The sequence below is a fragment of the Paenibacillus sp. FSL P2-0136 genome, from assembly GCF_037975325.1.
Classification (GTDB): Bacteria; Bacillota; Bacilli; order Paenibacillales; family Paenibacillaceae; genus Paenibacillus_AQ; species Paenibacillus_AQ silagei.
Genome location: NZ_CP150244.1, coordinates 5371634 through 5398630, shown reverse-complemented (window position 1 = coordinate 5398630; position 26997 = coordinate 5371634). Strand labels below are relative to the sequence as shown.

The 26997-nt window shown below is 53.3% G+C and carries 22 protein-coding genes; 16 read left to right on the top strand and 6 right to left on the bottom strand.

All coding sequences use genetic code 11. The features are described 5' to 3' along the window. Entirely contained in the window at positions 1-1068 is a 1068-nt protein-coding gene (locus NYE26_RS22910; RefSeq protein WP_076082115.1) for an AI-2E family transporter, read from the top strand. Positions 1069-1881: 813 nt separating this feature from the next. Next, the gene (gene leuS, locus NYE26_RS22905; protein WP_339250350.1) at positions 1882-4311 is read left to right on the top strand and encodes a leucine--tRNA ligase; all 2430 of its coding nucleotides are present in this window, start codon (positions 1882-1884) and stop codon (positions 4309-4311) included. Between the two features lie 132 nt (positions 4312-4443). Here the strand turns inward: leuS and comER are convergent, their stop codons facing one another. After that, positions 4444-5295, bottom strand: a complete 852-nt coding sequence (gene comER, locus NYE26_RS22900; RefSeq protein WP_339250348.1) for a late competence protein ComER — start codon at positions 5293-5295, stop codon at positions 4444-4446. Positions 5296-5433: 138 nt separating this feature from the next. On the opposite strand from comER, the gene NYE26_RS22895 reads away from it, so the two are divergent. From NYE26_RS22895 to NYE26_RS22865, 7 genes are all read left to right on the top strand, one after another. Continuing rightward, positions 5434-6195: a helix-hairpin-helix domain-containing protein gene (locus NYE26_RS22895; protein ID WP_339250346.1), complete on the top strand. Its 762-nt coding sequence runs from the start codon at positions 5434-5436 to the stop codon at positions 6193-6195. 629 nt (positions 6196-6824) lie between these two features. After that, the gene (locus NYE26_RS22890) at positions 6825-7343 is read left to right on the top strand and encodes a dCMP deaminase family protein (protein ID WP_076082103.1); all 519 of its coding nucleotides are present in this window, start codon (positions 6825-6827) and stop codon (positions 7341-7343) included. Positions 7344-7502: 159 nt separating this feature from the next. Next, positions 7503-10244, top strand: a complete 2742-nt coding sequence (locus tag NYE26_RS22885) for a ComEC/Rec2 family competence protein (protein WP_339250344.1) — start codon at positions 7503-7505, stop codon at positions 10242-10244. 29 nt (positions 10245-10273) lie between these two features. Further along, positions 10274-11221, top strand: a complete 948-nt coding sequence (locus tag NYE26_RS22880; RefSeq protein ID WP_339250342.1) for a HAMP domain-containing sensor histidine kinase — start codon at positions 10274-10276, stop codon at positions 11219-11221. Then, entirely contained in the window at positions 11202-11903 is a 702-nt protein-coding gene (locus tag NYE26_RS22875; RefSeq protein WP_036732277.1) for a response regulator transcription factor, read from the top strand. The genes NYE26_RS22880 and NYE26_RS22875 overlap by 20 nt, the downstream gene beginning before the upstream one ends. Before the next feature lie 80 nt (positions 11904-11983). Beyond that, positions 11984-12910: an ATP-binding cassette domain-containing protein gene (locus NYE26_RS22870; protein WP_339250340.1), complete on the top strand. Its 927-nt coding sequence runs from the start codon at positions 11984-11986 to the stop codon at positions 12908-12910. Beyond that, positions 12903-13667, top strand: coding sequence for an ABC transporter permease (locus NYE26_RS22865; protein WP_339250338.1), 765 nt, complete (start codon positions 12903-12905; stop codon positions 13665-13667). Before NYE26_RS22870 ends, NYE26_RS22865 begins: the two co-directional genes overlap by 8 nt. Before the next feature lie 22 nt (positions 13668-13689). Here NYE26_RS22865 and NYE26_RS22860 read toward each other — a convergent pair whose 3' ends face one another. From NYE26_RS22860 to nrdI, 4 genes are all read right to left on the bottom strand, one after another. Then, the gene (locus tag NYE26_RS22860; protein WP_339250336.1) at positions 13690-14469 is read right to left on the bottom strand and encodes an alpha/beta hydrolase; all 780 of its coding nucleotides are present in this window, start codon (positions 14467-14469) and stop codon (positions 13690-13692) included. Positions 14470-14919: 450 nt separating this feature from the next. Then, a complete protein-coding gene (gene nrdF, locus NYE26_RS22855) occupies positions 14920-15879 on the bottom strand; it encodes a class 1b ribonucleoside-diphosphate reductase subunit beta (RefSeq protein WP_339250334.1) in 960 nt (319 codons plus the stop codon). 36 nt (positions 15880-15915) lie between these two features. Further along, the gene (gene nrdE / locus NYE26_RS22850) at positions 15916-18000 is read right to left on the bottom strand and encodes a class 1b ribonucleoside-diphosphate reductase subunit alpha (RefSeq protein WP_339250332.1); all 2085 of its coding nucleotides are present in this window, start codon (positions 17998-18000) and stop codon (positions 15916-15918) included. Further along, positions 17987-18346, bottom strand: coding sequence for a class Ib ribonucleoside-diphosphate reductase assembly flavoprotein NrdI (nrdI, locus tag NYE26_RS22845; protein ID WP_036732265.1), 360 nt, complete (start codon positions 18344-18346; stop codon positions 17987-17989). The genes nrdE and nrdI overlap by 14 nt, the downstream gene beginning before the upstream one ends. 616 nt (positions 18347-18962) lie before the next feature. Here nrdI and NYE26_RS22840 point away from each other — a divergent pair. From NYE26_RS22840 to NYE26_RS22830, 3 genes are all read left to right on the top strand, one after another. Further along, positions 18963-19499, top strand: a complete 537-nt coding sequence (locus tag NYE26_RS22840; protein ID WP_051478639.1) for a sigma-70 family RNA polymerase sigma factor — start codon at positions 18963-18965, stop codon at positions 19497-19499. Beyond that, entirely contained in the window at positions 19496-20641 is a 1146-nt protein-coding gene (locus NYE26_RS22835) for a hypothetical protein (RefSeq protein ID WP_339250328.1), read from the top strand. The genes NYE26_RS22840 and NYE26_RS22835 overlap by 4 nt, the downstream gene beginning before the upstream one ends. A gap of 192 nt (positions 20642-20833) precedes the next feature. Then, positions 20834-21859 (top strand): LacI family DNA-binding transcriptional regulator, encoded by a 1026-nt coding sequence (locus NYE26_RS22830; protein WP_339250326.1) that lies wholly within the window; start codon positions 20834-20836, stop codon positions 21857-21859. A gap of 375 nt (positions 21860-22234) precedes the next feature. On the opposite strand, the gene NYE26_RS22825 is transcribed toward NYE26_RS22830, so the two are convergent. Continuing rightward, positions 22235-23188 carry a sugar kinase gene (locus NYE26_RS22825; protein WP_339250324.1) on the bottom strand — a complete coding sequence of 318 codons (954 nt, stop codon included), beginning with the start codon at positions 23186-23188 and terminating at the stop codon, positions 22235-22237. Positions 23189-23597: 409 nt separating this feature from the next. Between NYE26_RS22825 and NYE26_RS22820 the strand changes: the two genes are divergently transcribed. From NYE26_RS22820 to NYE26_RS22805, 4 genes are all read left to right on the top strand, one after another. Continuing rightward, positions 23598-24239 (top strand): bifunctional 2-keto-4-hydroxyglutarate aldolase/2-keto-3-deoxy-6-phosphogluconate aldolase, encoded by a 642-nt coding sequence (locus NYE26_RS22820; RefSeq protein WP_036732253.1) that lies wholly within the window; start codon positions 23598-23600, stop codon positions 24237-24239. A gap of 168 nt (positions 24240-24407) precedes the next feature. Continuing rightward, entirely contained in the window at positions 24408-24668 is a 261-nt protein-coding gene (locus NYE26_RS22815) for a hypothetical protein (protein ID WP_036732251.1), read from the top strand. A 290-nt stretch (positions 24669-24958) separates the two neighbouring features. Beyond that, entirely contained in the window at positions 24959-25510 is a 552-nt protein-coding gene (locus tag NYE26_RS22810) for a sigma-70 family RNA polymerase sigma factor (protein ID WP_036690462.1), read from the top strand. Next, on the top strand, positions 25507-26763 hold the full coding sequence (locus NYE26_RS22805) for a zf-HC2 domain-containing protein (RefSeq protein ID WP_339250321.1): 1257 nt from the start codon (positions 25507-25509) through the stop codon (positions 26761-26763). The genes NYE26_RS22810 and NYE26_RS22805 overlap by 4 nt, the downstream gene beginning before the upstream one ends. Positions 26764-26997 lie beyond the last annotated feature (234 nt).

The following is a 26997-nucleotide window of genomic DNA, read 5'->3' as shown; positions in this document are numbered from 1 at the left end:
ATGGAGGAGTGGTTCCGCAGTAAATGGCTCCGCTGGATGATCGGCGTGCTGCTCTCACTGATTATTCTATATTTCGTCTGGCTGCTCCGTCCGATGCTGAATGGGGTATTCCTGTTTCTAAAAGCGATCCTGGCCCCGTTCCTGGCTGCCATGATTATCTCATATGTACTGAATCCGGTGGTCACTATGCTCTCCCGGAGAAAAATGCCGCGCAGCGTAGCCGTCCTGCTGATCTATGCGGTGTTTCTGACCTCGCTTGCGGTGATTCTGATCAATCTGATCCCGATGTTCATTGAACAGCTGGAGGAGCTTAACGAGCATTTGCCGGAGATGACGCTGCACGCGCAGGGGCTGATGAAGGGCATGAATTCCAGACTGATTCCGCCCGGGGTGGAGACGGGAATGAATAACTGGTTCTATCAGCTGGAGAACCGCCTGGCCGAAGGCATCTCCCACTTCCTTAATAATATCGCTTCGACCATTGGCGTGCTGTTCAACGCATTCATTGTGCCTTTTCTCGTGTTCTATATTCTGAAGGACTTCGAGGTATTCGAACGGATGGTGGTATCCTGTCTGCCCCGTTCGCGCCGCAAGTCGATTGTGATGCTGTTAAAAGACATTGATGAAGCGCTCGGCAACTATATCCGCGGGCAGTTTCTCGTCTGCATCATCATCGGCGTGCTCGCTTATATCGGCTACGCGATTATCGGCATGCCTTATGCGCTGTTGTTCGCCTGTGTTGTCGCAGTATTCAACATTATTCCTTATATGGGTCCGTTTCTGGGGGCGGCCCCGGCCATTATAATGGCCTCAACCTTGTCGTGGCGCCTTGTCCTGCTGGTGGCGGTGGTGAATACCCTGTGCCAAATGCTGGAGAGCAACGTGATCTCTCCGCAGGTTGTAGGGCGGAAGCTGCATCTGCATCCGCTGCTGATCATCTTCGCGCTGCTGGTCGGCGGGGAGATTGCCGGAATGATCGGACTGATTCTGGCCGTTCCTTTCTTCGCTGCCGCCAAGGTGGTCATTCAGCATATCATCGGCTATTATATCCGCAGAAGGCCGGCATAAAGCAGCCGTAATTCATCCCGTCACATGCAGGAACAAGGGGACTTGCGGCTACTTCGGGTGAAAGGATTGACGGTACATGTATCTTTTGGTTATAATGTGGTGAATATTACGATAAGAAGAGTCATCATAGCAGTGCGATGAAGAGGAGTATTAATTCGTGAGACCGTTATTGCAGAGAGCCGGCACCCCAGGTGCGAGCCGGTTAACGGACCGCAGTGAACTCACCTCCGAGTAATGGCGCGAGCCGCAGGTTCCTTAGAGGGACCGGCGAGTGAACCGCCGTCGCCTCACCCCCGATACAGGGTGTCAAAGTGAGTGCCGGACAAAGAATGTCCGCCGCTAACTAGGGTGGTACCACGGGAATTCATACCTCTCGTCCCTAGCGATTATACGCTAGGGATGGGAGGTTTTTTTGTGGTTAACCTGGGGGAACGGCGTGTCCTGAGCTGGCCCGAGCGATTATGTTGACTCGCTCCGGCTCCCGGCCCGGCGAATCATGGGCGGGTACATGGCCTTGCCGTGGCTTTTACGGCCCGGCGAATCATGGGCGGCTCTTGGGTTTTGCTGTTGCACTGGGCAAGTGAATTGGTTATTACAGATTTATGTAAATATAAAGGAACGGAAAGAAATTTTGGAGCTGTAGCAACGTTAGTGGCCGCCTTTATACTCGGATTTCTACCTGGAAGCTTATAATTCAGAAATCCGAGTATAACAGCGGGCGGAAGCCCAAAACTTTCTGCAGTGACCCTTATTTACAGTATTTTTTTACAATAGAGTTACCTAATACAGCAACACTCCAAGGAGGAGCACAAGATGAGCGACAATATTGGATACCGCGCCCAGACCATCGAGCCGAAATGGCAGAAATTCTGGGACGAGAACAAGACCTTTAAGACAAGTGAAGAATCAGGCAAGCCGAAATTCTACGCCCTGGATATGTTCCCGTATCCTTCCGGCGCAGGGCTGCACGTAGGCCATCCGGAAGGCTATACCGCCACCGACATCGTGTCCCGCTTCAAACGGATGCGCGGCTACAACGTGCTGCACCCGATGGGCTGGGATGCCTTCGGACTTCCGGCAGAGCAGTATGCAATGGATACCGGCCAGCATCCGCGTGACATTACCTTCAAGAACATTGACAATTTCCGCCGCCAGATCAAGTCGCTGGGCTTCTCCTACGACTGGGACCGTGAGATCAGTACGACCGATCCGGGGTACTACAAGTGGACGCAGTGGATTTTCATCCAGCTGTACAATCGTGGACTGGCTTATGTGGCCGAAGTATCGGTGAACTGGTGCGAGGCGCTGGGAACCGTTCTGGCGAATGAAGAAGTCATCGACGGCAAAAGCGAGCGCGGCGGCCATCCCGTGGTCCGCAGACCAATGCGCCAGTGGATTCTGAAGATTACCGAATACGCCGACCGCCTGCTGGAGGATCTGGAGGAGCTGGACTGGGAAGAGAGCATCAAGGATATGCAGCGCAACTGGATCGGCAAATCGACCGGTGCTGAGGTGACCTTTGCGATTGAGGGGCATGAGGCTGTGCTTGAAGTGTTCACTACCCGTCCCGATACCCTGTTCGGAGCAAGCTATTGCGTACTGGCACCGGAGCATAAGCTGGTGGATGCCATCACCACGGATGAGCAGAAGGCAGCCGTTGCCGAATACCGCGACAAGGCTTCCCGCAAGAGCGATCTGGAACGCACGGATCTGGCTAAGGAGAAAAGCGGTGTATTCACCGGCGCGTATGCAATTAATCCGGTGAACGGTGCGCAGGTGCCGATCTGGATTGCCGACTACGTGCTGGCCGGCTACGGAACCGGAGCAATTATGGCCGTTCCGGGCCATGATGCCCGCGACTGGGAATTCGCCAAGCAGTTCGGCCTGAACATCATCGAAGTGGTGCAGGGCGGCAATATCGAAGAAGAAGCCTACTCCGGCGACGGTCCGCATGTCAATTCGGGATTCCTCGACGGTCTGTCCAATACTGAAGCGATGGCTCAGATGATCGCCTGGCTGGAAGAGAAGGGCAGCGGTAAGGGCAAAGTAACCTACCGCCTGCGGGACTGGCTGTTCAGCCGCCAGCGTTACTGGGGCGAGCCGATTCCGATTCTGCACCTGGAAGACGGCACGATGAAGACTGTGCCTGTGGATCAGCTGCCGCTGGTTCTGCCGGATGTGGATGCTATCAAGCCTTCGGGCACCGGGGAATCTCCGCTGGCAAATGTGACCGAGTGGGTCGAGACGGTTGATCCCGAGACCGGCATGAAAGCCCGCCGCGAGACCAACACCATGCCGCAATGGGCCGGCAGCTGCTGGTACTACCTGCGTTATATCGATCCGCACAACGATCAGGAGCTGTGTTCACCGGAGAAGCAGAAGGAATGGCTGCCGGTTGACCTGTACATCGGCGGAGCCGAGCATGCGGTGCTTCACCTGCTGTATGCCCGCTTCTGGCATAAGGTACTCTATGATATCGGCGTAGTCGATACCAAGGAGCCGTTCCACAAGCTGGTCAACCAGGGAATGATCCTGGGGAACAACAACGAGAAGATGAGTAAATCGCGCGGTAATGTCATTAACCCGGATGAGATCGTGGAAGCTTACGGGGCAGATACCCTGCGCGTCTATGAGATGTTCATGGGGCCGCTGGAGGCCACCAAGCCTTGGAACGAGAAGGGTGTCGAAGGCATTCACCGCTTCCTCTCCCGCGTATGGCGCCTGTTCGTGAATGAAGACGGCAGCCTCAGCGCGAAGATTACAGAGGGCGGCGGCACGGATGAATTCAAACGCACCTGGCACAAGACGCTGAAGAAGGTAACCGAAGACTTCGAGCATCTGCGTTTCAATACGGCAATCAGCCAGCTGATGATTTTCATCAATGACGCTTACAAGCAGGAGAGCCTGTCTAAGGAAGCGGCAGAACAGTTCGTACAGATGCTGTCCCCGCTGGCACCGCATATTGCCGAAGAGCTGTGGGAGCTGCTGGGCCATGAAGGAAGTATCAGCTATGTCGCCTGGCCATCCTATGATGAAGCTTGGACCGTAGATGCTGAGGTTGAGATCGTGGTGCAGGTCAACGGTAAAATCGTCCAGCGCGCGCTGATTCCGGCGGATATGGGCCAGCAGGAGATGCAGGACCACGCCCTGGCCCTGCCGAATGTGAAGGCGGCCGTCGAAGGCAAAACCGTACGCAAAATCATTGCCGTTCCCGGCAAGCTGGTAAATATCGTAGTGGGTTAAGCGAAGAACGCAATTCTGCCCGCAGCAACGGAGGTTTCCGTGCTGCGGGCTTTCTTGGTTTCAGGGCGGCCTGTGAAGCGTGACGACTGCCAGCATGGGAAGGGACAGGGCCAAGGCAGGGGGCAGGATGCCTTAGCGGTCTATCCGGCTCTGGGCAATGCTGCCGAGTCCGAACAGCTCGTCGAGCTTTTCCACATCCTCATCGTATTTGTCGTGTGTGGTAGTGATCAGGCGTTCGAATACCCCCTCCAGACTGGTCTGCAAGTGATTCAGGGCTTGCGCGGTAATACCCCCACGGACGGCTACCCGTTCCTGCAGCTCCTGCGGGGTGAACGAGCCTTCGGTCAACAGCTTACCCGTACCCAGCAGCATCTCCCCTGCGAGCCGGGTGACCAGGGCTTCGTCGATGCCGGTTGCTTCTACAGCCGCTTCAATCCACCGCTCCAGGAAATAGCTCAGAAAGGCCGGACCGCAGCTGGAGAAATCCGAGGCAATCCGCGTATGATTCTCAGGAATTTCCTCCGGAACACCAATGCAGGAGAATAACTGGAGCAGCAGCAGCCTGTCTTTTTTATTTAATCGGCTACCGAAGATGCACAGCGAGCTCCCGCCTCGGACGGAATGGGTGATGCTGGGAATGATTTTGGCGACCTTGGAGGGCAGGGCCGATTCCAGATGGTAGAGCTGCACAGGGCTTGTAATCGATACAACGATCTGGTCGCTGCGCAGATAAGGGGCGATCTCATCGGTTACCCGCTTGAACTGCAAAGGCTTGACACACAGGAACACCAGGTCGCTCTCCGAGGCGGCTTCGATGTTGCCGGAGCATATCGTAATTCCGGGATGAAGCTTCTTCAGCTCCATCAGCCTGCCCGGGCTGCGGTTGCTGGCCATCACATCACATGGCTCAAGGGCTCCCGACCGAAGGAAGGTGTCGATCAGCAGACTTCCCATGCTGCCTGTTCCGATAAATCCCACTTTCATCCTGTGGTACCTCCTTTCTTATGCTGCTGGCTTACAGTGATACTCTTCGTTATATGTATGCAGGCCAGACTTGGACACATGACAGGTATTCATCACAGTTTTGAATAAAATTCCAGTTTATTGAGGGAGGACAACCTGATGGATAAAAGATTGATCATCTGCGCCATCACCGCCGCGCTGCTGGGCGGCGGCCTGGTATGGGCCGCAGACCATAGAGCACAGGACGCCGGCATTGCCGGATGGTCTACACTGAACGCCGGAATGGCGCAGGCGCTGGGTGTAGCGGCTGAAGGTGAGGGTGGCAGTGCAGCCGCCGGGGCTAATGACGGGAGTACGGTTGGTGCGGCAGGGAGCAGAGCGGAAGGTGGCGAGGTACCGGGTGGCGGTACGGCAGGGAGTGGAGTAACTGGAGGGAGTGCGGCGGGGGACGGGGCAGTTGGCTGGAGTGTTGCAGGTGCGGCGGGTAGTGGAGAGGCAGGTGGCGAGGTAGCTGGTGGCGGTACGGCGGGTAGTGGAGTAACTGGCAACGCAGTCACGGGTGGTGCAACAGTGGACACAGGAGCTGGCGGGAGTGTGACTGGTAATGGAGTTGCTGGTGCGAATGTTGTAGGCGAAGCGGGTAGCGGAGTTATTGGCGGTGCGGCCACCGGTGATGGAACAGCTGGAACTGGTGGAGCCGCTGGCACTGCAGCCCCGGCAGCGGCTGACGGCCGGATCAATGTGAATAAAGCCGATGCCAAAGCCCTTATGGATCTGCCGGGCATCGGGGAGAAGAAAGCACAGGCAATTATCGACTACCGCACTAGTAAGGGAGCCTTCCGCAGCGTGAAGGAGTTGGGCAAGGTGAAGGGCATCGGCCCCAAGCTGCTGGAGAAGCTGAAGCCGCTGGTGGCATTTTAAGGCCGCCGTCCCGAATGTCTCCGTCTCCGAACAACCCGTCTGTCGGGGAAGCAGTTGGATTTCCTCCACTTAATAAATCTTAAATGCTACCTTGACGAACAGTAAGTGGATTTAGGGCATCTAATTTGGTCCGAATGCGCTGAATCAGCGATTTGTAACGAATTAAGTGTCGTTTTTCCAACTACTAGCTTACATTCGGCGCTTTTACCAGTAACAGTTGTAGTTTTTCCACTTAGCGGGCTCCATACTGAGCATGGACAGAGGCACAGTAAGCTGCAATTGCACTCAGTACATTAGATTAGCCCACAATCCGCCTGATAACTGAAGCTGCTGCACTTCGTACATTAGAATTTTGCAAAAGAGGTTCTTTGGAGACTAAATGAAAGAATCAATTGTATGAAGTGCAGCAGAACGTTACTTAGGCGCTGAGAATGCAATTTCTACTGTATGAAGTGCAATCACACCCCACTCTACGGATGAACAAATGAGGTGTAGAAGTGGCGGGACGGGAGATCTAAGCGAGAGATAGGCGAAATGTAGGTTGTTGCGGGCTATCAATATCCTAGTGAAAACGCAGCCGGGTATGCTACAATAATGAACAACTATTGAAGAGAAAGTGGAGATTACTGATGACTGTGGCTTACCGCAAGAACTGGGATACATACTTCATGGATATTGCCTGCATGGTCTCCACCCGTTCGCGCTGTCCCCGCCGCCATGTCGGCGCGGTGCTGGTGCAGGGGAAGAAGCTGCTGGGTACGGCCTATAACGGTGCGCCGATGGGCGTTCCTGACTGCTCGGAAGCAGGCTGTATGGTCTCTGAGCAATACGAGCGTGAGATGATAGACGGTGTAGAGACAATGGTCAAAAAGCAGCGCTGCATCCGCACGATCCATGCCGAGCAGAATCTGCTGCTGTTCACAGACCGGAGCGACCGGGAAGGCAGTACAGTCTATGTGACGGATGAACCCTGCTGGACCTGTGCCAATATGCTGGCTAACAGCGGGATCGTGGAGATTGTCTACCTGCGTCCTTACAAGAAAGACATGGAAAAGGTACAGGCGATGCTCTCCTCCAAAGGCATTGTGTTCCGTCAACTGGAGAACTATGAGCCGCCTAAAGAAACGATGATTTCGGTATCTGAATAAGCAGCACCTACGGATGGGCTGACGGGCTTAACATAGTTGGCTGAACGAGACGCGAAAAGAATAGTGACGGGCTTCAGGGGAAGAACCTCTGTACACGCATTTGTATGCGTATGCAGGGGTTCTTTGGCGTCTAGTGCTAATTAGGAAGGAGAGATGATTATGAACAGAAGGCCGCTCTTAAGCTTTACGGTCTGCTGGGTAGCGGGAAGTGCCGCAGGATGTTTGTTCTCTGGCCGCAGTCTGCTGTTCTGCCTCACAGGGCTATTGTTGCTGCCTGTAGTCTGGGCGGTGAGCGGCGGAATACGCTGGAGGACGGCTGGGGTGTTGGTGACAGCACTGATTGTGGCAGCCTTATACTGGAAATACAGCGAGGTACGCAATGTGAGTCTGCTGCCTGAGGTGTTGGGGCAACCGGTGAGCGAACTGAATGAAGCATATATAACAGCCGCAGGCGTTATCGCTTCTCCGGTAGAGCGGGACGGGGACCGGGTTGATTTTGTCGTGAAGCTGTCTGGGATCAGGCTGCATCAGGGGGAGCTGGCCGCCGCAGCGGGAACGGAAGGCGAAGTGCAGGCCGAAGTGAATTCGGGTGATACGGCAAAGACAGGCGCAGAGCGTGCGTTGGAGAGGAGTGCTGAAGGTGAACGTGTAACCGTACAAATCAAGCTCCAGGAGGAGAGTGAGATCGCTGAGGCTGCCTTGTGGCAGCGGGGAGACCGGGTGGTCATTGAGGGGGAATTGATACAACCGCAGATAGCGCGCAACTTCGGCGGATTCGACTACCGTGCCTATCTGCTCACCCAAAAGATTCACTGGCTGCTCAAAGGAACGGGAACAGCCAGTGTAACGGTTAACCCCCAAGTCTCGTGGGAGCCGTCCACTATTCTACGCTGGAATGATCGGGCACGCTCAATGCTCGGTGCAGAAATGAGCCGCTTATTTCAGGAGCCTCATGCGGGTTATATGAAGGGCCTCGTCATTGGTATCCAAAAGGAACTGGACCCGGAGACCTTCAGACAGTTCTCGCAGCTCGGGCTTACCCATATCCTGGCCATCTCGGGGATGCATGTGGCGGTGTACGTCGGAGTGATCCTTGTTCTCTTGCGCCGCTGCCGCTTAACCAGAGAAACCGCACTGACGGTGACCCTGCTGCTGGTGCCGGTCTATGTGCTGCTGTCCGGGGCCGGACCGTCCGTGATCCGCGCCGGGATCATGAGCATGATTGCCCTGCTGGCGGCAAGGCTGGGCATGCTCAAGGATGGACTGAACATTCTGGCTGCATCCGCTCTGATGATGTTGGTCTGGAACCCTTATCTGCTGCTTAGTATCAGTTTTCAGCTGTCTTTTCTGGTGACGGCAGGACTCATGGTGTACACGCCACTCGCTGCGCCGCTATTCAGGCGGTTACTGGGTTGGCTGGGCAGCAGTCTCTCTGTAACGATTATTGCTCAGCTGGTCTCGTTTCCGCTGACGATTTATTATTTCAACCAATTCTCATTGTTGTCGGTTGCCGCCAATCTACTGCTGGTTCCCTTCATCACCTTCCTGGTACTGCCCCTGGGGACACTGGCACTGCTCCTTGGGCGGATCTGGAATACAGCAGCACTTTTGCTGGCACAGCTTGCAGAGATACTGAATAATATCACTTTTGCAGCAGTGGAGTGGGTGAACGGATTCACCGCCGGGGTGCTGATCTGGGCTTCCCCTTCCTTTCTGTGGATTTGTCTCTACTACGGGCTACTGTACGGTCTGTTACTTGCGTTGAAGCGGAGGACTGAAGCTAGGCTTGTTCCCCAGTTCATGGATGATGAGACCCGTCCGCTGGCGGAACTGGAGAGGCCGGGTAACCCTATCAACACCACCAACCAGCCAGATTTGCTATCCATTGCGAACAGTAGAAGAGCCGCGCTGGCCTTTCAAGCCTATCCGCCGACTGGAGCTACGCGTTGGAGCAATCCCGCAGCGATACTGTGCGCTGTAGGCCTGACCATTCTGCTCTACAAAGGCTATAACGCCAAGGCTATACGCGACGGCTCCGGTTCCATCAGCTTCCTGGATATAGGCCAGGGGGACAGCAGTCTGATTACCACGCCAGGTGGAACGCATATCCTGGTGGACGGCGGCGGTACTGTGAGCTTCGGCAACCGGGAGGAATGGCGCATCCGCCGCAGCCCGTTCGAGGTCGGGGCGAAGACGCTGCTGCCGCTCCTGAAGCAGCGGGGTATCCACCGGCTGGACGCGGTTATTCTGACGCATGGCGATCAGGACCATGCCGGAGGGCTCCAGGCGGTGCTGGAAGGGATGCCGGTATCGGCGCTGCTGTTCAACGGAACATTAGCCGACACAGAGCCGTACACCAAGCTGATGACGACCGCATTGGACGCGGGTGTCCGGCTGTATCCGGTGCAGCAGGGCATGTCGCTGGCTCCGGACGAGGCCACGCGGCTGAACTTCCTCTGGCCGGAGCCGCGAGCGGATGGACAGATCCTGCCAGAGGAAGTGGAGGACCAGAACCACGAATCGGTGGTGTTCCGGCTGGAGATGAACGGCCGGAGCTTTCTTTTCACAGGAGATATGGATCAGGCTGCAGAGGAGGCCATCCTACATTCCGCAAGTCAATCCGGGATTCGGCAAGGCAGACCCATCGATGCCCTCAAGGTCGCCCATCACGGCAGCAAAACCGCCACCAGTGCAGATTGGCTCGCTTTCTGGAACCCCGGGGCCGCTGTAATCTCAGCCGGTGTGAATAACATGTACGGGCATCCCAATGGCGGTGTACTGGACCGGTTGGCTGACGCAAATACTGAGATCTACCGGACCGATCAGCAGGGGGAGATTCAGCTTAGAGTGAGCAAGGAGGGAATCTCTATACGCCACAAGCGCACCCCCACCCCGGACTAAGACTCTGTAATCGTATATAATAAAACCATATGAGAGGAGTTGATCGTATCCTTATTGTTCTGGCAGGACTCCTGCTGCTGCTGATTGCCCAGACTGTGTACATGCTGAACTACCGGAGACAGGTTGGTCAGATTAGCAGCCAGCTGTCTTTTATCGTGGAGCATCAATCCCGTAAGCTGGTAGCGACCCAGTTGAAGCCAAAGGAGATCGGCAGGCTGGTGTGGGAGTGCAATAACCTGTTAAGCCGCCAGCAAGCGATGGGAGAACAGTTCAGCCGCAAGAATCAGGAGATGAATCTGGCGATTACCAGTCTGTCGCATGATATCCGCACGCCGCTCACTTCACTGGATGGTTACCTTCAGCTGGCGCTGCAGACAGAGGCGGAGCAGGAGAAGGGGCGGTACGTAGCGCTTGCCCAGTCGAGAATACAGCAGATTATTAAGCTGGTGGACGAGCTGTTCCTCTATACCAAGCTGCAGAATCCCGAATACAGTCTGGAGCTGCAGCCCTTGGACGTTATGGAGGTGTTGAAGCGGAACCTGTTTACGTTCATTGATGATTTTACCCGGTCCGGGAATGAGCCTGAGCTTCGGCTGCCGGAGCGTTCTCCCCGGGTGATGGGGGATATCCATGCGCTGGAACGAATCTTTACCAATATCATCGGCAACTATTTCATCCACGGCGAAGGCCCGTGGACCGTAGAGGTTGAAGACAGGCAGGAGATGCTGTGTATACGCTTCACCAATCGGCTTAAGCCAGGCAGCAGTGTGGATACGGAGAAGATCTTTACCCGCTTTTACAGAGAAGATCCGTCGCGTACCCGGCATTCCTCAGGTCTTGGACTCTCGATTGTGAAGGCGCTGATGGAGAAAATGAACGGCGACGCATCGGCCAATTCCGCCAGCGGTATCTTCAGCATTGATATCGAATTCGCAAAAGCGGGAAAGGAGCACCCCCATGGGCATCCCTCTCAATAGTAACAGCAAAAGAATTCTCATCGTTGAGGATGACGAGCATATTAACGCAATTCTGCATGACGGGCTTACCGCCGCAGGCTTTCAGTGTACCCGGGCCTATTCGGGCAGTGAAGGGATGCTGAATCTGGCAGAGCAGGAGTACCACCTCATTGTCCTGGACCTGATGCTGCCCGGATTGTCCGGCGAGGCATTTATGCATCGTTTGCGTGAGGAGCTGAAGTCCCGGATTCCGGTTATTGTCCTCTCGGCAAAGGATCAGCTGGATCATAAGCTGGATCTGTTCACGCTGGGCGCTGATGATTATGTGACCAAGCCCTTTGAGCTGGAGGAGCTGATCGCCCGCATCCATGTCCATATCCAGCGGACAGCTGCCGGTGAGCCGGTGAAGGAGTTCAGGCATAAAAATCTGGTACTGGACTGCACGGCCTACAGTGTCAGAATTCATAGCAGCGTGCTCGCTCTGACCCGCCAGGAATACCGGATTGTCGAGCTGCTGGTCAGGAATCCCTCACGCGTGTTCACGAAGCAGGATCTCTATGAGCTGGCCTGGGAGGAGATCTATCTGGGCGAGGACAAGACGATAACGGTACATGTCAGCAATATCCGCAATAAAATCAAAGCGCACGACAGCGAAGCCTATATCGATACGGTCTGGGGCATCGGCTTCCGGTTGAGTCCATGATGAACTTTGAACTTTCTTAACCTTTTGTTGGCGAACTATTAGTCTTCATCCTGTTAACTTAGGGTAAGGAGGTGGCAGACATGACAGATTGCATCATTGAACTATGCGGAGTGACCAAGATGTACCGATCGAAAGCAGCGGTGAGGAATGCCAATCTCAAAATCTACAGAGGAGAGATTGTCGGCATCATCGGCAAGAACGGTGCGGGCAAATCCACGCTGCTCAAAATGATCAGCGGACACGTATATCCGACCTCGGGAGAGCTACATTTTTTCAACCGTGCGGCGGCGGGGGAGCAGTCTTTTTTTGAGCGGATGGGGGTACTGATTGAGCAGCCCGGGTTATATCTGAATATCTCGGCTTATGAGAACCTGAAGCTGCTCGCCATCGCATATGGTCTAAGTGACAGGGAGACCACGATAGAGAAATTGCTGAGGCTCGTAGGACTGGACCCTAAGAATACCGCCAAAGTTAAAAGCTATTCCATGGGCATGAAGCAGCGGCTGGGAATCGCGGTGGCTTTGCTTGGAAGTCCCGATGTGCTAATTCTGGATGAGCCGATTAACGGGCTTGATCCGCAAGGGATTGTAGAGATTAGAGAGCTCATTCTGGAGCTGAACGCAACGGGTCTGACGATTCTGATCTCCAGCCACATTCTGGAGGAACTCTCCAAAATCGCCACCAAGTATGCCATTATCCATCAGGGGGAATTCGCCGAGGTAATCTCCAAGGAAGAATTACAGCAGCGCTGTGAGGAACGGATCGAGATTAGCGTGGAGGAAGCCCGGGAGGCTCTCCCGGTGCTGGAGCGCGAGCTGAAGATTACACAATATAAAGTGGTGGACAGCCGTACGGTGTATGTATACGACGAGCATATCCGCATCCGGCAGATCGTCCAGGAGCTGGCGCAGCATGGGATAATGGTAGATTCCATCTCAAGACATAAGCAGAGCCTGGAGCAGTATTTCCTGGAACGCACGGAAAGTGCAGGTGAACGCCATGATTAATCTGTTGCGGATGGACCTGTACCGCTTCACGCGAAACAAGATTATGTACTTGCTGCTGCTTTTGTTCTGTGCCTTTCAGATCTTCGGCATCTATATGATGAAGCAATACGCGCAGCCTGTGGAGGAAGGCGGTGTTCAGATCGGAAATTTAACGGAGATAGACTTCATCCAGTACACGATCTCACAGCCGCCTTCCTGGATGCTGATCTATATCGCCGTATTCACGATCTATTTCTATATGAGCGAATGGAATTCCGGCTTCCACAAGAACTATATCTCCATGAGACAGGCAAGAATCCACTCCGTCTTCTCCAAAATGGCGATTCTCGCCCTATTCGTGGCAATGCTATTCCTGACGCTGTTAATTGCGGATGGGATCGGGAGAAGGATGTTCTTTGACCAGACGGATATGGGAGATCCAGGTACGCTCATTACTCTGCTGGCCAGCCAATTCTTGCTGCATTGGGCGTTCTCACTGCTTGTTCTCTGCATTGCTATGATGACTAAGAACCTGCTCATCAGCTTGAGCGCCGGCTTCGTTCTGGCCCTGAATGTGATCGGGATGGTACTGGGGGCGCTGGAGAATCAGTTCACAGGCACTCATCTGACGCAATATCTGCTGATCAACACGCTCGTACGGGTCAAGGATCTAGGCAGCACGGCCGACCTGATTCATACATTCGGAGTAGCGGTTGCGGCGATTCTAATACTAAGCTATCTTGCTGTCCGCTACAAAATCAGGGAGGATCTGAACTAGCGTCACTTCGCGCCTGAGGGAATCAGATTCTTCTGCATTCCCCGGGCAGCTCCCCGCCCTGAATCCAGGCATCGACCAGCTTATTGAACAGCTCCGGCTTCGCCAGAGAGAGGCCATGTCCCATCAGGGGAATCACCACGCCCATGCAGCGGGGATTCACAGCTACAAGGTCCCGGGCGGATTGCTTCATGACAGATTTCTCACGTTCACCTACAGTAACCAGTATCTTGCCTGTGGCCTCACTGAACCCGGCTGGAATGCGGAACGACATATTCTCTTCCAGCACCCGGATCAGCGTCTTCAGCTCCATCTGCCGGCTCTCTTCAACATACCGTTCCAGGTACTCCTCGCCCAGATAGAGCGTCTTAGCCTGTAGCTTCGCGAACCATCTGTACTTAATCAGCGGAAAAGACAGTCTGACCGCCGGCCCGATCAGCTTGCTGGCGGAGGGAATGGGCCGCACTAACGCGCTGTTGATGATGGCATAATCGATCAGCTCCGGTCTTAACCCCAGCATCTGAACCAACACCTGTGCGCCCAGCGAGAAGCCGGTGACAACGATCTTTCGTCCCTGAGCCCGCTCCTCAATGAGCAACAGAAGCTCCTCCGCACTGCTGCGGATCGTGAACTCCGTATCCTCCCGGCTGAACCCGTGCCCCGGCAGGTCCGGGACCAGACAATGATACCCGGCGAACGCCGCCACCTGCTTCTCCCACATCCACCCGCTCACACCCCCGCCATGCAGGAAGACCATCAGACAAGCCCCATCCGGGTCTCCGTACTCCTGAATATGTATCGCCATCCCGTTACACCTCTTTCTTGTAAAATAGCCACTCCTACTCCTACGTCCCAGTAACAATATGGTCTCATAAGTAGAACCGGCTTTGTCTTCCTTTTCGGGACGGTACCGTTTCAATGAAAAGTGAAGCTTGGGTTTCGATGTTTATTCAGAACCTTTGAGGGAACTGAAAAGGTGTATCACAAAAAAAGCCCCGGCAGCTTGTCCAAGCGACCGGGTACTTATTCTACATACCATCAAATAGATTGAACTTGTAATATACAAATTAAGGGATGAATGGCGGAAGGGAATTTTGGAACTGTAGGAGCGATAGCGTCCGCCTTTGTATACGGATTTCTACCGCGAACAGCGGTCTAATCAAGGAAATCTGTATACAACAGCGGCCGGAAGTCCAAATATTCTCTGGAGTCACGACTATCCCAAGATAAAGAGACTACAAGTTTAATCTACCCCTTAAAACTTAAAGTCTTCATCCCGCAAAGGCTCCACATTCATAGCCCGCACATACCCGTTCCCCTTCTTCGAGAAGAAGTCATGCTGCTTCGTGTGGGTGCTGATTCCGTTCTGGACGATCGGGTTAATCTCTTCCTCATCGAACAGCGGATCATGGCCGAGGTTCATCATCGCCTTGTTGGCATTGTAGCGCAGGAAGGTCTTCACTTCATCCACCAGACCGATCGGTGCGTAGATCTGCTCGGTGTATTGCTCCTCGTTCGCGTGGAGCAGACGAAGCAGGCCGACCAGTGTCTCGTAGACATCGCTCTGGTCTTCTTCGGACAGCTCTTCGAAAATCTCCTGGGCCAGCACGCCGACATAGACGCCGTGGATGCTCTCATCACGCAGGATCAGGTCGATGATCTCGCCGCTGCAGGTCATTTTGCCTTGTCCGGCCAGATAGAGCGGGTAGAAGAAGCCGCTATAGAACAGGTAGCTCTCCAGTAGAACCGATGCGGACATCGCCAGATAGAGGTCTTTCTTGGTCTCAATCTTTTGATAATACTCCGAGATCGTCTCCGCCTTGAACTGCAGGAACGTATTGTCCTCCACCCAGCGGAAAATCCCGTCAATCTGCTCAGTCGAAGCCAGTGTGGTGAAAATGCTGCTGTATGACTTCGCATGAATCTGCTCCATCATGCCCATGAAGCCGAGGACCGCCTTGCGCTGCAAGCCGTCCACATGCTCCATAATCTGTGGCATCCCTACACCGCCCTGGATCGTATCCAGCAGGGTCAGTCCGCCCAGCACCTTCATATAAGAGTCCTTTTCAATCTCACTCAGCGTGAGCCAGGACATTTTGTCATCGGATAATGGAATTTCGTCGTCGGTCCAGAACTGCATAATATTCTGGTTCCAGAACATCAGCGAGAAATCGTCGTCGGGACGGTTCCAGTTCACGGCTTGGATTGCGCTCATAATCGTATATTCTCCCTTTCTGTACCTGTGCCCCTCTTAGATGGAGCAGGCCAGGCATTCCTCGACAGACAATTTGTTGGTCCGGGTGTAGTACAGGGATTTCAGCCCTTTGTGCGCCGCATACAGGTAAGAGCGGGCCAGCTCACGGGTTGTAACATCACTGTTCACATGCAGAACCGTTGAGATACCCTGGTCGATATGAGGCTGAATCTCCGCAATCAGATCAATCACCTTGAACTGGTCCATCTGGTAGGCGGATTTATAATAGAACACATTGTCCGGACGCAGGTAAGGCATCGGATAGTAGGTGGTCGAGTTAGCATACGTGCGGGTCTCGATCTGCTCTACAATCGGCATGACGCTGGAGGTCGCATTCTGGATGTACGAGATGCTTGCGGTCGGCGCAATTGCCAGACGGTAAGCATGGTACAGGCCGTGCTTCATCACTTGGTCACGCAGCTGCTTCCAGTCCTCAGTTGTAGGAATGTAGATCCCTTCGAACAGTTCCTGTGCTTTTGTCGTAACCGGACGGTAGTCTGTAGTTATATAACGGTCGAAATACACGCCACTCGCATAGTCCGACTGCTCGAAGCCATAGAAGGTCTCGTCGGTCTCAGCGGCAATCTCCATACTTTTCTCAATCGAGTGATAGTTCATAGTCATGAAGAAGGTGCGTGCGAAATCACGGGCCTGCTCACTCTCATAAGCCACCTTGTTCTTGGCGAAATAGCCGTGCAGGTTCATTACACCCAGACCTACGGAGTGCATTTCCTTGTTCGCTTTAGCTACGCCCGGAGCGTTGGAGACAGTAGTCATATCGCTGACAGCCGTCAGTGCCAGCATGCCCTCATGTACGGATTCACGGATCTTGCCGTGCTCCATCACGTTCACGATGTTGAGGGAAGCCAGGTTGCAGCTGATATCGCGGCGGATCTCGTCCTGCTGACCGTAGTCGTTAATCTCTGAAGTCTCCTGCAACTGGAAAATCTCGGTGCACAGGTTGGACATCTTGATCTGGCCCACATTACGCAGGGCATGCGCGTTATTGGCATTACTCTTATTCATAATATACGGATAGCCCGATTCAAGCTGGATCATGGCGATCTTGGTCAGCATGTCGCGTGCGCTCATGGCGATTCTTTTCTTCACGCGCGGATCAGCAAGGAGGGTGTCATACATGACGTCCAGATCCATGTCATCCAAGTGCGTACCGTACGCCTGATAGACTGTGTAAGGAGCGAACACATGCAGCGGCTGATTGTCCTGCGCGAGCTTGTAGAAGCGGTTAGGCACGATCAGGCCGATAGACAACGTCTTCAGGCGTGTCCGTTCGTCGGCGTTAATCTTCTTGCTGTCCAGGAATTCAAGTACGTCCCAGCCAAAAATATTATAATAAGCCGCACCCGAACCCTTACGCTGGCCCATCTGGTCCGCATAGGAGAAGCCGTCTTCCATGAGCTTCAGGACAGGCATAATGCCTTTGGCCGCATCCTCTACACCCTTAATGGTCTCGCCGCGCGAGCGCAGCTTGGACAGATTGACCGCAACGCCGCCCCCGATTTTCGACAGCTGCATGCAGGTATTCAGCACATAGTTGATTGAATTGAGCGAGTCATCCATCTCCAGCAGGAAGCAGGAGACCATCTCGCCGCGGCGGCTTTTACCGGCATTGAGGAAGGTTGGTGTCGCCGGCTGCAGGCGCTGTTCCATCATCGAGCGGGCCAGTGTACGGGCAGTCTCTACGTTACCCCGTCCCAGATGCAGAGCCACTACCGCTACGCGGTCCGGATAATGCTCCAGGTACTGCTTACGGTCATTGGTTTTGACGGCATAGTCGGTATAGAACTTGGAAGCCGCCATATAGGAAGGGAAGCGGAAATTATATTCATGGGCGATCCGGTAGACATCCTCCATCTCAGCAGCGGAGTAGCGGTCGTACAGGTCCTCGTAGTAGTCATTGGCAATCATATAATCAATCTTGGCTTTCGTATCCGTGAAGGTCAGGCTACGCCGCTCCACATCCTGCATGAACTCGGCTACTGCCTCCTGGTCCTTATCCAATTGGAAAAAGCCGCTTTCGTCTCTCTTCATCAACATGTTGTTCAATTCAATATGCCGCAACCCGGTCCACCTCCTGTTTTATGCGCTGTACATCCCCGAAGGTTCCCGACAATTCAAACTTGCCGACCACCGGTACGTTGTAACGCTGTGCAATTAAGTCTGCGCTGTGCGCGTATAGCTCGCCCCAGTTTTTGTTGCCGCTCGCGGCGATGCCCTTGAGCCTGGAATGGTTTCGTTCAAGGAATGTTGACACCTTCTCTGGAATCTGTCCAAATCCGGTAGTGTATGTAACAAGCACGTAAGGCTCGTCGATCGTCATATGCTCTTCGATTTGAACCGCCGGAAGCTTCAGTTTATTAATGAATCTTCTGACGTTGCCGGTCTTGGAATCGTAAGCAATCAACATGGCTCCTAACCTCCTATAACATGTTGCCCATTCTACAGCTCTTTCTACTTGACAAATGAACTTGGGCGAAATCACTAGATTTATGGGCTTAGCTCTTATATACACTATATTTAGTAATGCTTAATCATTTTATATACCATATATTGAAAAGTCAAGAGACAGACAGACCTCTGCGGCCCCTCCAAACAGAGCTTAAAACCTCCAATCCCACGCCCCGCCTGCATTCTATTCTCTTATAATTAATTAGTATTTTTTTTAAGCAATTTGCGGGGCTGTGGAATGATGCAGACAGGGGCTCCAGGGAAGGGGAAACGGCTGTGATTTTTGAAAGCGTTTAGCCTCCGGGGGATATGAATTTCATTGCACTTTATACATTAGATGCTCCTTAAATTCAGGAGGGGAATCAGATCCGTTGTATTTTGTACACTCGATTTCAGCTAACAGGGGCTAAATGAGCAGATTCTCGAAATTCTAATGCAGGAAATACAATAGAATGGAGATTAACGGCAAATATCGGCAATTCTATTGCAGAAAGTGCAATCCGCATATTCAGTTTTACAATAACAGGGAACCATATCCGCCGGCAGGAGTCTTATTAGGTGAGAGGGGAGAGAACATGCAGAGTAAAGAACTAACGTATAGCATGACCTGTGCCTCATCGGTATCGCTTCGCGAGATGATGGAGACTTACGGACAGGATGTATGGAATTATGCTTTTTTCTTAACCCGCAGCCGGGAGCAGGCCAGCGATATCAGCCAGGAGGTATTTCTTAAGGCATACAAGAGCATCGGCAAGTACCGGGGACAGGCTACTCTAAAAACCTGGCTGCTGACCATCACACGCAATACCGCATTCAGCTTAAGGCGTAACAGCTTCTGGCGGAGGTTCGCTCCGCTGGGTAAACATGAGGACACCCGGGCCTCCCTGTCTGCGGAGAAAGAGGCCATCGGTAATCAATACGCTAACCGCATCTGGGAGATTATCATGGAGCTGCCGGACAAGTACCGGGAGGTGCTGGTACTGGATATTCAGCAGGACCTGCCGGTGGCAGAGATGTCCGCTCTGCTCGGGATCGCGCAGGGAACGGTCAAATCCCGGCTCGGACGGGCCAGAGAGAAAGTGAGAACGGCGATAAAGGAGGAAGACCTGTGAAGACAAAACAAGAGCAAGAGCAAGTGAAGGTGATGAGCGGGGAGAAGGACTGGTATAAGCAAGCCGGGCGGAACCCGCTTGCAGAGCCTGGATTCACGCCACAGCTCATGGCGCGGATTGAAGAAGCTGCGGCAGAAGGCTCATCGGGCAAAAGCGGACTACGCCGCCCGTTCGGGCGGGTGGCCGCCCTTGGGGGATTGGCAGCCATCCTGCTGCTCGTCACGCTGATCTGGCCGTTTGGCCCAGGGGACGGGCTCGATCCTGCAGGGAGGCTGGCAGCGGTCTTTAAGCCTGGCTCGGGAGCGGCTGTGGTCCAGCCTTCGGCATCTCCGAACGCAGCTTCTTCAGCGTCACCGCAATCCTACAGCCCGCCGGTTGGTTCTGCGGAGTTCGAGCTTGGCGGAATGAAGTATTACATGCCCCTGCCGATGAACAGAGACAAGACGCGCGCGCGTGCTGTTAAGACTAACGCCGGGATTGTCTGGTCGCCGCCGCCGCCGATGGTCAATTACAGCAAGCCCAAATACACCCATCCTACGGAGCCTTACACATTGTATCTGTCTCCAATAGGCCAGTCTGAGCTATCTGAAGCTACTGCTAAACGGATTTATACCTTACCGCTATATGCCGGCGGCTCGCAGCGTTATTATGAACTTACGGGGATCTGTGACGGAGGTGACTATGTAGTGCTGGGTATCGGAACGATCACCTTGGGGAAGGGCATAGGAATGACACCTGAAAAGTTATCTGTTCTGAATTTAAAATCAGCCGCAGCAGGTGAAACAGTAACCCCGCAGGAACTGCTGGATTTAAGCAGCTTAGATGACAAATATACCGTGTACAGATCTTTAATTGCTTTTGACAAATTTAACAGCGAGATGCTGCTTGTATATTATACGAAGAATGGTAATAACGGTTATGATATGCATGGTGCATTATATGATATTGCTACTGGAGCGATACAGAATATAAGCAGCAAAATCAGTATCGACGTTCAAGGCCAGCTGCAGACGGCAATTTATGAAGTGAACGGGAAGAAGCGTAGAGCGGATGTTGTCTTGCTCCTCGGCCAGCAGTGGTATTATGATTGGTTTTATCAGGAACACGGACAGCAGATTGATCCCGCTAAGACAGGGAAGTGAGCGTTCAGTGTTTGCAGCATCTAATAGAGGAATCCTGGTGAGGCTACGGGGTTCTCTTTTTCTGTCTGCTGCTTCATTCCATTCCCTATAGATAATTTACTAAAAAAAAGCTATACTTTTTGATAATATCTCTAAGTAAACGTGATTTGTGTTTACTTCTGGAGTTCGATATCGAAGAGTGGAGCGGGATCAATGAAGAAGCTGACTATTGAGGATGTGGCTAAGAAAGCGGGCGTATCGAAAAGCACAGTCTCGCAATTTTTGAATAAACGGTTCAAGTATATGAGTGAGGCGACCAAAAACCGCATTGCCGAGGTTATCGATGAGCTGAATTACCAGCCCAACGGACTTGCCCGCAGTCTCAAGCAGAACCGCACGCATATGGTTGGCATTATTGTGGCCAATATTGATTATTCGCTATCCATCCAGTGTATCCGGGCGATCGAGAATGAGCTGCAGCGCCATGGGATTCAGGTGATCATCTGTAACTCGGACGAGAATGCCGATAAGGAGAATACTTATGTGGAGACGCTGGTCGCCCGTCAGGTGGATGGCCTGATTATTTTTCCGGCGGGAGATCAGCCTGCGCCTTATACCAGATTAATTGAAGCGGAATATCCGCTGGTCTTCATGGACCGGCTGGTTGACGGGATCACGACCCAGAGCCTGCTGCTGGATAACGAGATGGCGGTGAAGACTGCTATCCGGGAGCTGACCGGCCACGGCCATGAAGCGATTGCTATTCTATCCCTACCGCTTGGCGTACATGCGATTACCCCGCGCAAGGAGCGAATGAGCGGGTACAAAAAAGCGATGGAGGAAGCGGGTCTGCCGCTGCTGGGTTCGTATATGCGAAGTGTGTCACGCGAAGACATCGCATCTGCAATGGACGAGCTGCTGCAGCTTCCCGAGCCTCCAACAGCGCTGCTTGCCGCCAATGATCTGGTGCTGGGCGAAATTCTTAAATATGCGAACCGCAATGCCATTGCGATCCCCGGCCAGTTGTCGGTCATCGGCATTGACGATGCCGAATTCGCCCGGATCTATAATCCTGATATTACAACGATCCGCCAGCCGGCTTACGAGATGGGGATGCAGGCGGCCAAGATCATGCTCTCTTTGATCAACGATGCGGACAGCGCGATGCCCATCACCTACAGGTTCCCGCCTTCCTTGCAGCAGGGGGAGTCGGTGCAGCCGCCGGTTAAGCCGGAATAGAGCAGGTCGGGGCGGCGAAAGGTCCATCGTGGTGACAACATATAGGAAATCTGCTCAGGAATCCACGGCTTTACGGACCCATGGGCCGTTATTGTGCGGAAAAGAAGGGTTTTGTAAGTTTTACGGACTCAGGAGCCGTTAAATTGCTATTTAGGGCGCTAGATGCCCGCGAAGTGCGGCTTAAAGTCATCTGAGTCCGTTAGGCTTGCTATAGTGCAGCAATTCCCCAAATAACGGCTCTCCGGTCCGTAAGTCAATAACATATACAAAAGGGTGTCCCAGCCGTCTGTCGGCTCAGGGACACCCTTTTTGCTGTGCTAATGTGTGTTCATGCTGAAGCCTGGCTCTGCCGGCAGCAGAGCACCTGCTCTTTGGCTATACGCCTGCGCTCATGAACTCCTCCAGCCGGGCACGGGTGGGAAGGCCATCCATATCGCCAGGCGACATCACGGCGAGTGCGCCGATCGCATTGCCGCGCTTCACGGCTTCTGCTACGCTGAGCTTCTCCAGCATAGCGCTGATCACCCCAACCGCGAAGCCGTCTCCGGCACCGACCGTATCGACAACCTGCTCGACCTTGAAGCCGTCCACATAACCCTCTTCACCAGCGGAGGTCTTGTAGTAAGCGCCCTCAGGACCGAGCTTAATCACTACAAGGGATACGCCGCGCTCCAGATAGTACCCGGCAATCTCCTCCGGAGTCTCAAGACCGGTGAGAATCTTGCCTTCTCCGTGTCCGGGCAGGAACCAGTCGCAGCGGGTAGCCAGATCGTTGATCGTATTAACCATAGTTTCGGTGTCTGGCCACAGGGTCGGGCGCAGATTCGGGTCCAGTGATACGGTCTTGCCGCGCTGCTTCATGAACTCCATGGCATGCAGCGAGAACTCGTGACACGAAGCCGAGAGTGCGGAAGAGATGCTGGTCACATGCAGATGGCCTGCGGAAGCGAAGTAATCTTCATCGAAGTCGGCGAGACTCAGCTTGGAGGCGGCGGAATTTTTGCGGAAATACTCCACCTTGGGATCTCCAGTGAGTACCTTGGATTTGATCAGCATGCCCGTGGAGAATTCCTTGGTCGTTGTGATGCTCGCGGTATCGATCTTCTCCTTGTTCAGCGCCGAGGTGATGAACTGGCCAAAGTTGTCTTCGCCAAGCTTGGTCACATAACCGGTCAGATGCTCCAGGCGTGATAATCCGGTGGCTACATTGCTCTCCGCACCTGCCAGCGCCTTGGAGAAGGAAGTGACCTCATGCAGGGGGCCGGCTTCATTGGCGTAGAACATAGCCATCGGCTCCCCGAAGGTGACTGCATCCAGCTGTTTATTCATGAATAGTTCCTCCTAAAAGTTTTGATAGCATACACTCCTTGCGTCTTCTTCGCAAAACTCGCTTCGGAAGCATAGCAGGGGTATAATTAGATCCTAGTTTATGGTTTGGAATAGAATATAAGTTGAAATTATCACATAAAACGGTTTTGTACAATATAGCAATGCTCATTCTGCGGGCTTATTTTGTATAGGAAACAGGGGGATACATTCGTTTGTCCTTGATACATAAGCGTTTTTGAATATTTTCGAAGGATTGATAACGCTTCCTGAATAAATATATATTGACTGTTAGCGGCAATGTTATTACTATTTTCTTAGAAGGATAAAGCCTGATGTTAGTAAAATAGATAAATTAGTTTATCTAAATTATTATTCTTATGAATATATAACCAGAGAGGAAGTAACAACCATGAAGAAAATTAAAGTATTGCAGAATATCACCTCTGTTGGCGTAGTAGCCGTTATCCGCGCGGATAATGCCGATGATGCTTATGCCATGTCGGTGGCTTGTATCGAGGGCGGACTGAACAATATCGAAGTGACCTTCACGACTCCGGGAGCCGAAGTAGCGATTAAGCGCTTGGTGGAAGAATACGGAGGCCGCGCCGTGATTGGTGCCGGTACTGTACTTGATCCGCTGACGGCAAGAATAGCTATTCTGGCTGGTTCGGAATTTGTGGTCAGCCCGTCTTTTGAAGAGGATACTGCTAAGATGTGTAATCTGTACGGCATTCCTTACATGCCGGGCTGCATGACGCTGAATGAGATGAAGGAAGCCCTGAAGCTGGGTGTGGATGTGCTGAAGCTGTTCCCTGGCAGTGCGTTCGGACCGGACTATGTCAAGGCGGTTAAGGGGCCAATGCCGCATGTCAACATTATGCCTACCGGCGGCGTGGATCTGAACAATATGGAGAAATGGATCAAGAACGGCTGCATCGCTGTCGGCATCGGCGGCAACCTGACCGCACCGGCCAAGGAAGGCCGCTATGACCAGATCACAGAGCTGGCTGCTCAGTATGTAGCGAAGTTCAAGGAGATTCAAGGCAAGTAAAATACATGTACAACAGAAATGTCTTGCCCCTATGGGGCAGGGCATTTTTTTGTTGAATGTAGATATGCCTAAATGATGGAATTGCTGCCGCTTCGGGCAATACTTATAATAGAGGCAGAGTGCAGAGGCGCCTGCGGACATTGAGAAGTATACCTGAAAGGTGATGCCATGACTGGCGACGATCTTCGCAGCAAGCTGTACCCGACACTGGTAGTGGAAGAAGCCGATTATGTGGAGATTCGAACTGCAGTCCACGGCTGCAGGGTGAGCGCGGGAGCCATCTATAAACTGTATCGTAACTATAATCATCCGCAACTTTTTGAGCAGGGGGAAGTATATGTGCTTGATGATGACTCCAGGGAGAATTATGCTGTGCTCCTGGTGTGCGCAACTACATTATATACATTAGAGGAGCCGTCTCGGTCGTAGCGTAAGTCAGGTACGGGACGGTCTGCTTCTCATGTCATTTCTGTAACTAACTTCTATAAAAAGAGTATTTGAATGATAGCAGCATCCCTTGTATGCTTAGTAGGGATTGTGGACTACAAGTAGAAACGGCTTTGCCGTCCTTTTTTAGGACGGTACCGTTTCAGCGGGAAAGATAAGGAACATTTATGCGCGAAGCATATCGTTTTTATCTTTTAAAATAATCATTACAGGCTTGCAACAAATTCGCAGTCTTGCGCGTCAGTAAGATTGCATAGAGAGGGGGAACCTTCGTGGTGGAGCAGGGACTCATCAGAGCCGCTCAAGCGGGCGATCGCGACGCTCTAATCACCCTATTGCGAGAAATTGAAGGGCATGTATATAAGACGGCCTTCTACATTCTGCATAATGAACAGGATGCTCTGGATGCCTCCCAGGAAGCGTTGATCCGGGTGTACACCAAGATCGGCTCCTATGAGGAGAAGGCGCAGTTCAAAACATGGGTTCAGCGAATAGTAACCAACATATGTATAGACAAATTCCGGAGAACGAAGCCTACCGTTTCTATCGATGAACACGAAATGGTGTTCCAGGATAAAAAACATAACGTAGAGCGCGAAGTGATGTCGGGTTATCTGGCGGAGGATATCCGCGAGGCCATCGACCAGCTTCCGGAGCATCACCGGACGGTAATCGTGCTTCGCTATTTACAGGATTTTTCTTACAACGAGATTGCAGACTGTCTGGATCTGCCTCTGAACACGGTCAAATCGTACCTGTTCCGGGCGCGGCAGCAGCTGCAGAATAGACTTCAGGAGTATCAGAAAGGTGGTGTGTCAGGATGAAGTGCGCGGAGGTGATGGAATGGATGCACCGCTATTTAGATCATGATCTCAGTCAGGAAGAAATGCTTGAAATGTTCCGTCATATCGACGATTGTCCTTCCTGCGCGGAAGTCTTGGACCGGCTGACGCTGCTCTCCCAGCAGCTGGAGCAGCTTCCGGATGTGAAGCCCCCCTTCAGTCTGGTTGACTCTATCCTGCCTCAGCTTGATCAGCTGGACCGCGGTGTCCCGGAAGAGCCTGCCGTAATGGAGCCGGAAGATCCGAAGGTTATTCCCTTCTCCCGTGCAAATAACCGGGGCAAGAAGTCCAAGGGCCCTTCACTGGCTGCGCGGACAGGCATTGGTGCTGCGGCGGCAGCGGTGATTCTGCTCATCGCCGTATTCAATATGCCGAAGAGTCTGCCAGGCGCAGACTTGGATATGTCATCTAAGCTAATGAGCGGCGGAGCGGCGAACTCCAGCATGAGTACGGAGAGCAGTGCAGACGCCCCGCAGGCGGACGGACAGAATAACAGCGGCAGCAGCAGTGATCTTAATAAGATGGACCAGGCCACGCCTAGTGAATCTGCAGACGTTAATTTGAAATCTGCACCGCCTGCTCCCAGTGAGGGTGCTGATCAACCAGCCGCAGCCGGCGGTGGTATGGCTTCAGACAAGGTGCCTGCGGTAAGCGAAGCTCCGATCAGCAACCGCGCCGCTACTGCGCCTCCGGCGGACCGCCCCAAGAGCACCAAGAAAGCGGATAGCCGGTCGGCGGAGCCCCAAAGCACGACGTCGAGTGCGCCAACACAAGAGAATATAGCGGACGATAAGGCGGCTGCGGGGGATGAGCGGATGGCGCCGACTTCAGCCCCTACAGAAGGAGCCTTGTCACTGATGGCTGCGCAGGCCTCGTGGACTTCACCCGACGGGCAGCATATGGCTGAGATGACTGGCCAGCATGTTGTAATCTATAGCTTAACCGCAGAAGGAGAAGAACAACAACGGACAGTATTAACTTCGCTTCCTTTGGAGGGGAACTGGGTCTCCGGTGTGTGGTCGGAAGACGGCACCCAGTTCACTTATGTGCTACAGCTTGAGGACGGTACGCAGACGACGAAGGTATACACGGTTCCGGCAGAGAGCGCAACACCTGCTCCATCCGCTTCTCCGGCTCCTGCCAACTCTTCAGCGCCTACCGCTTCTCCGGCGGCGTCTGCTTCACCGGTCACCAGCCCGGCTATTACCCCGGACGCGGCAACGTCCGATAAATAACCGGAACGTTCTTCCGGCCTGCGGAATATGCTAAGGCAAGAGGACATGAATTACAGGCTATGCGAGTATCATCGGTATGACCGGCGGCCGGGAGAGTTTCTAGAGCTGCTCCCTCCGTCGTTTATATAGATGCGCCGCTGAAACGGAGTAACTTTGGCCCTGGCTGCCGAGGTTGCTCCGTTTTGGCTTGCGCCCCGGTCAGGACAAAGTGATAATGGTGATACCTATGTTTTC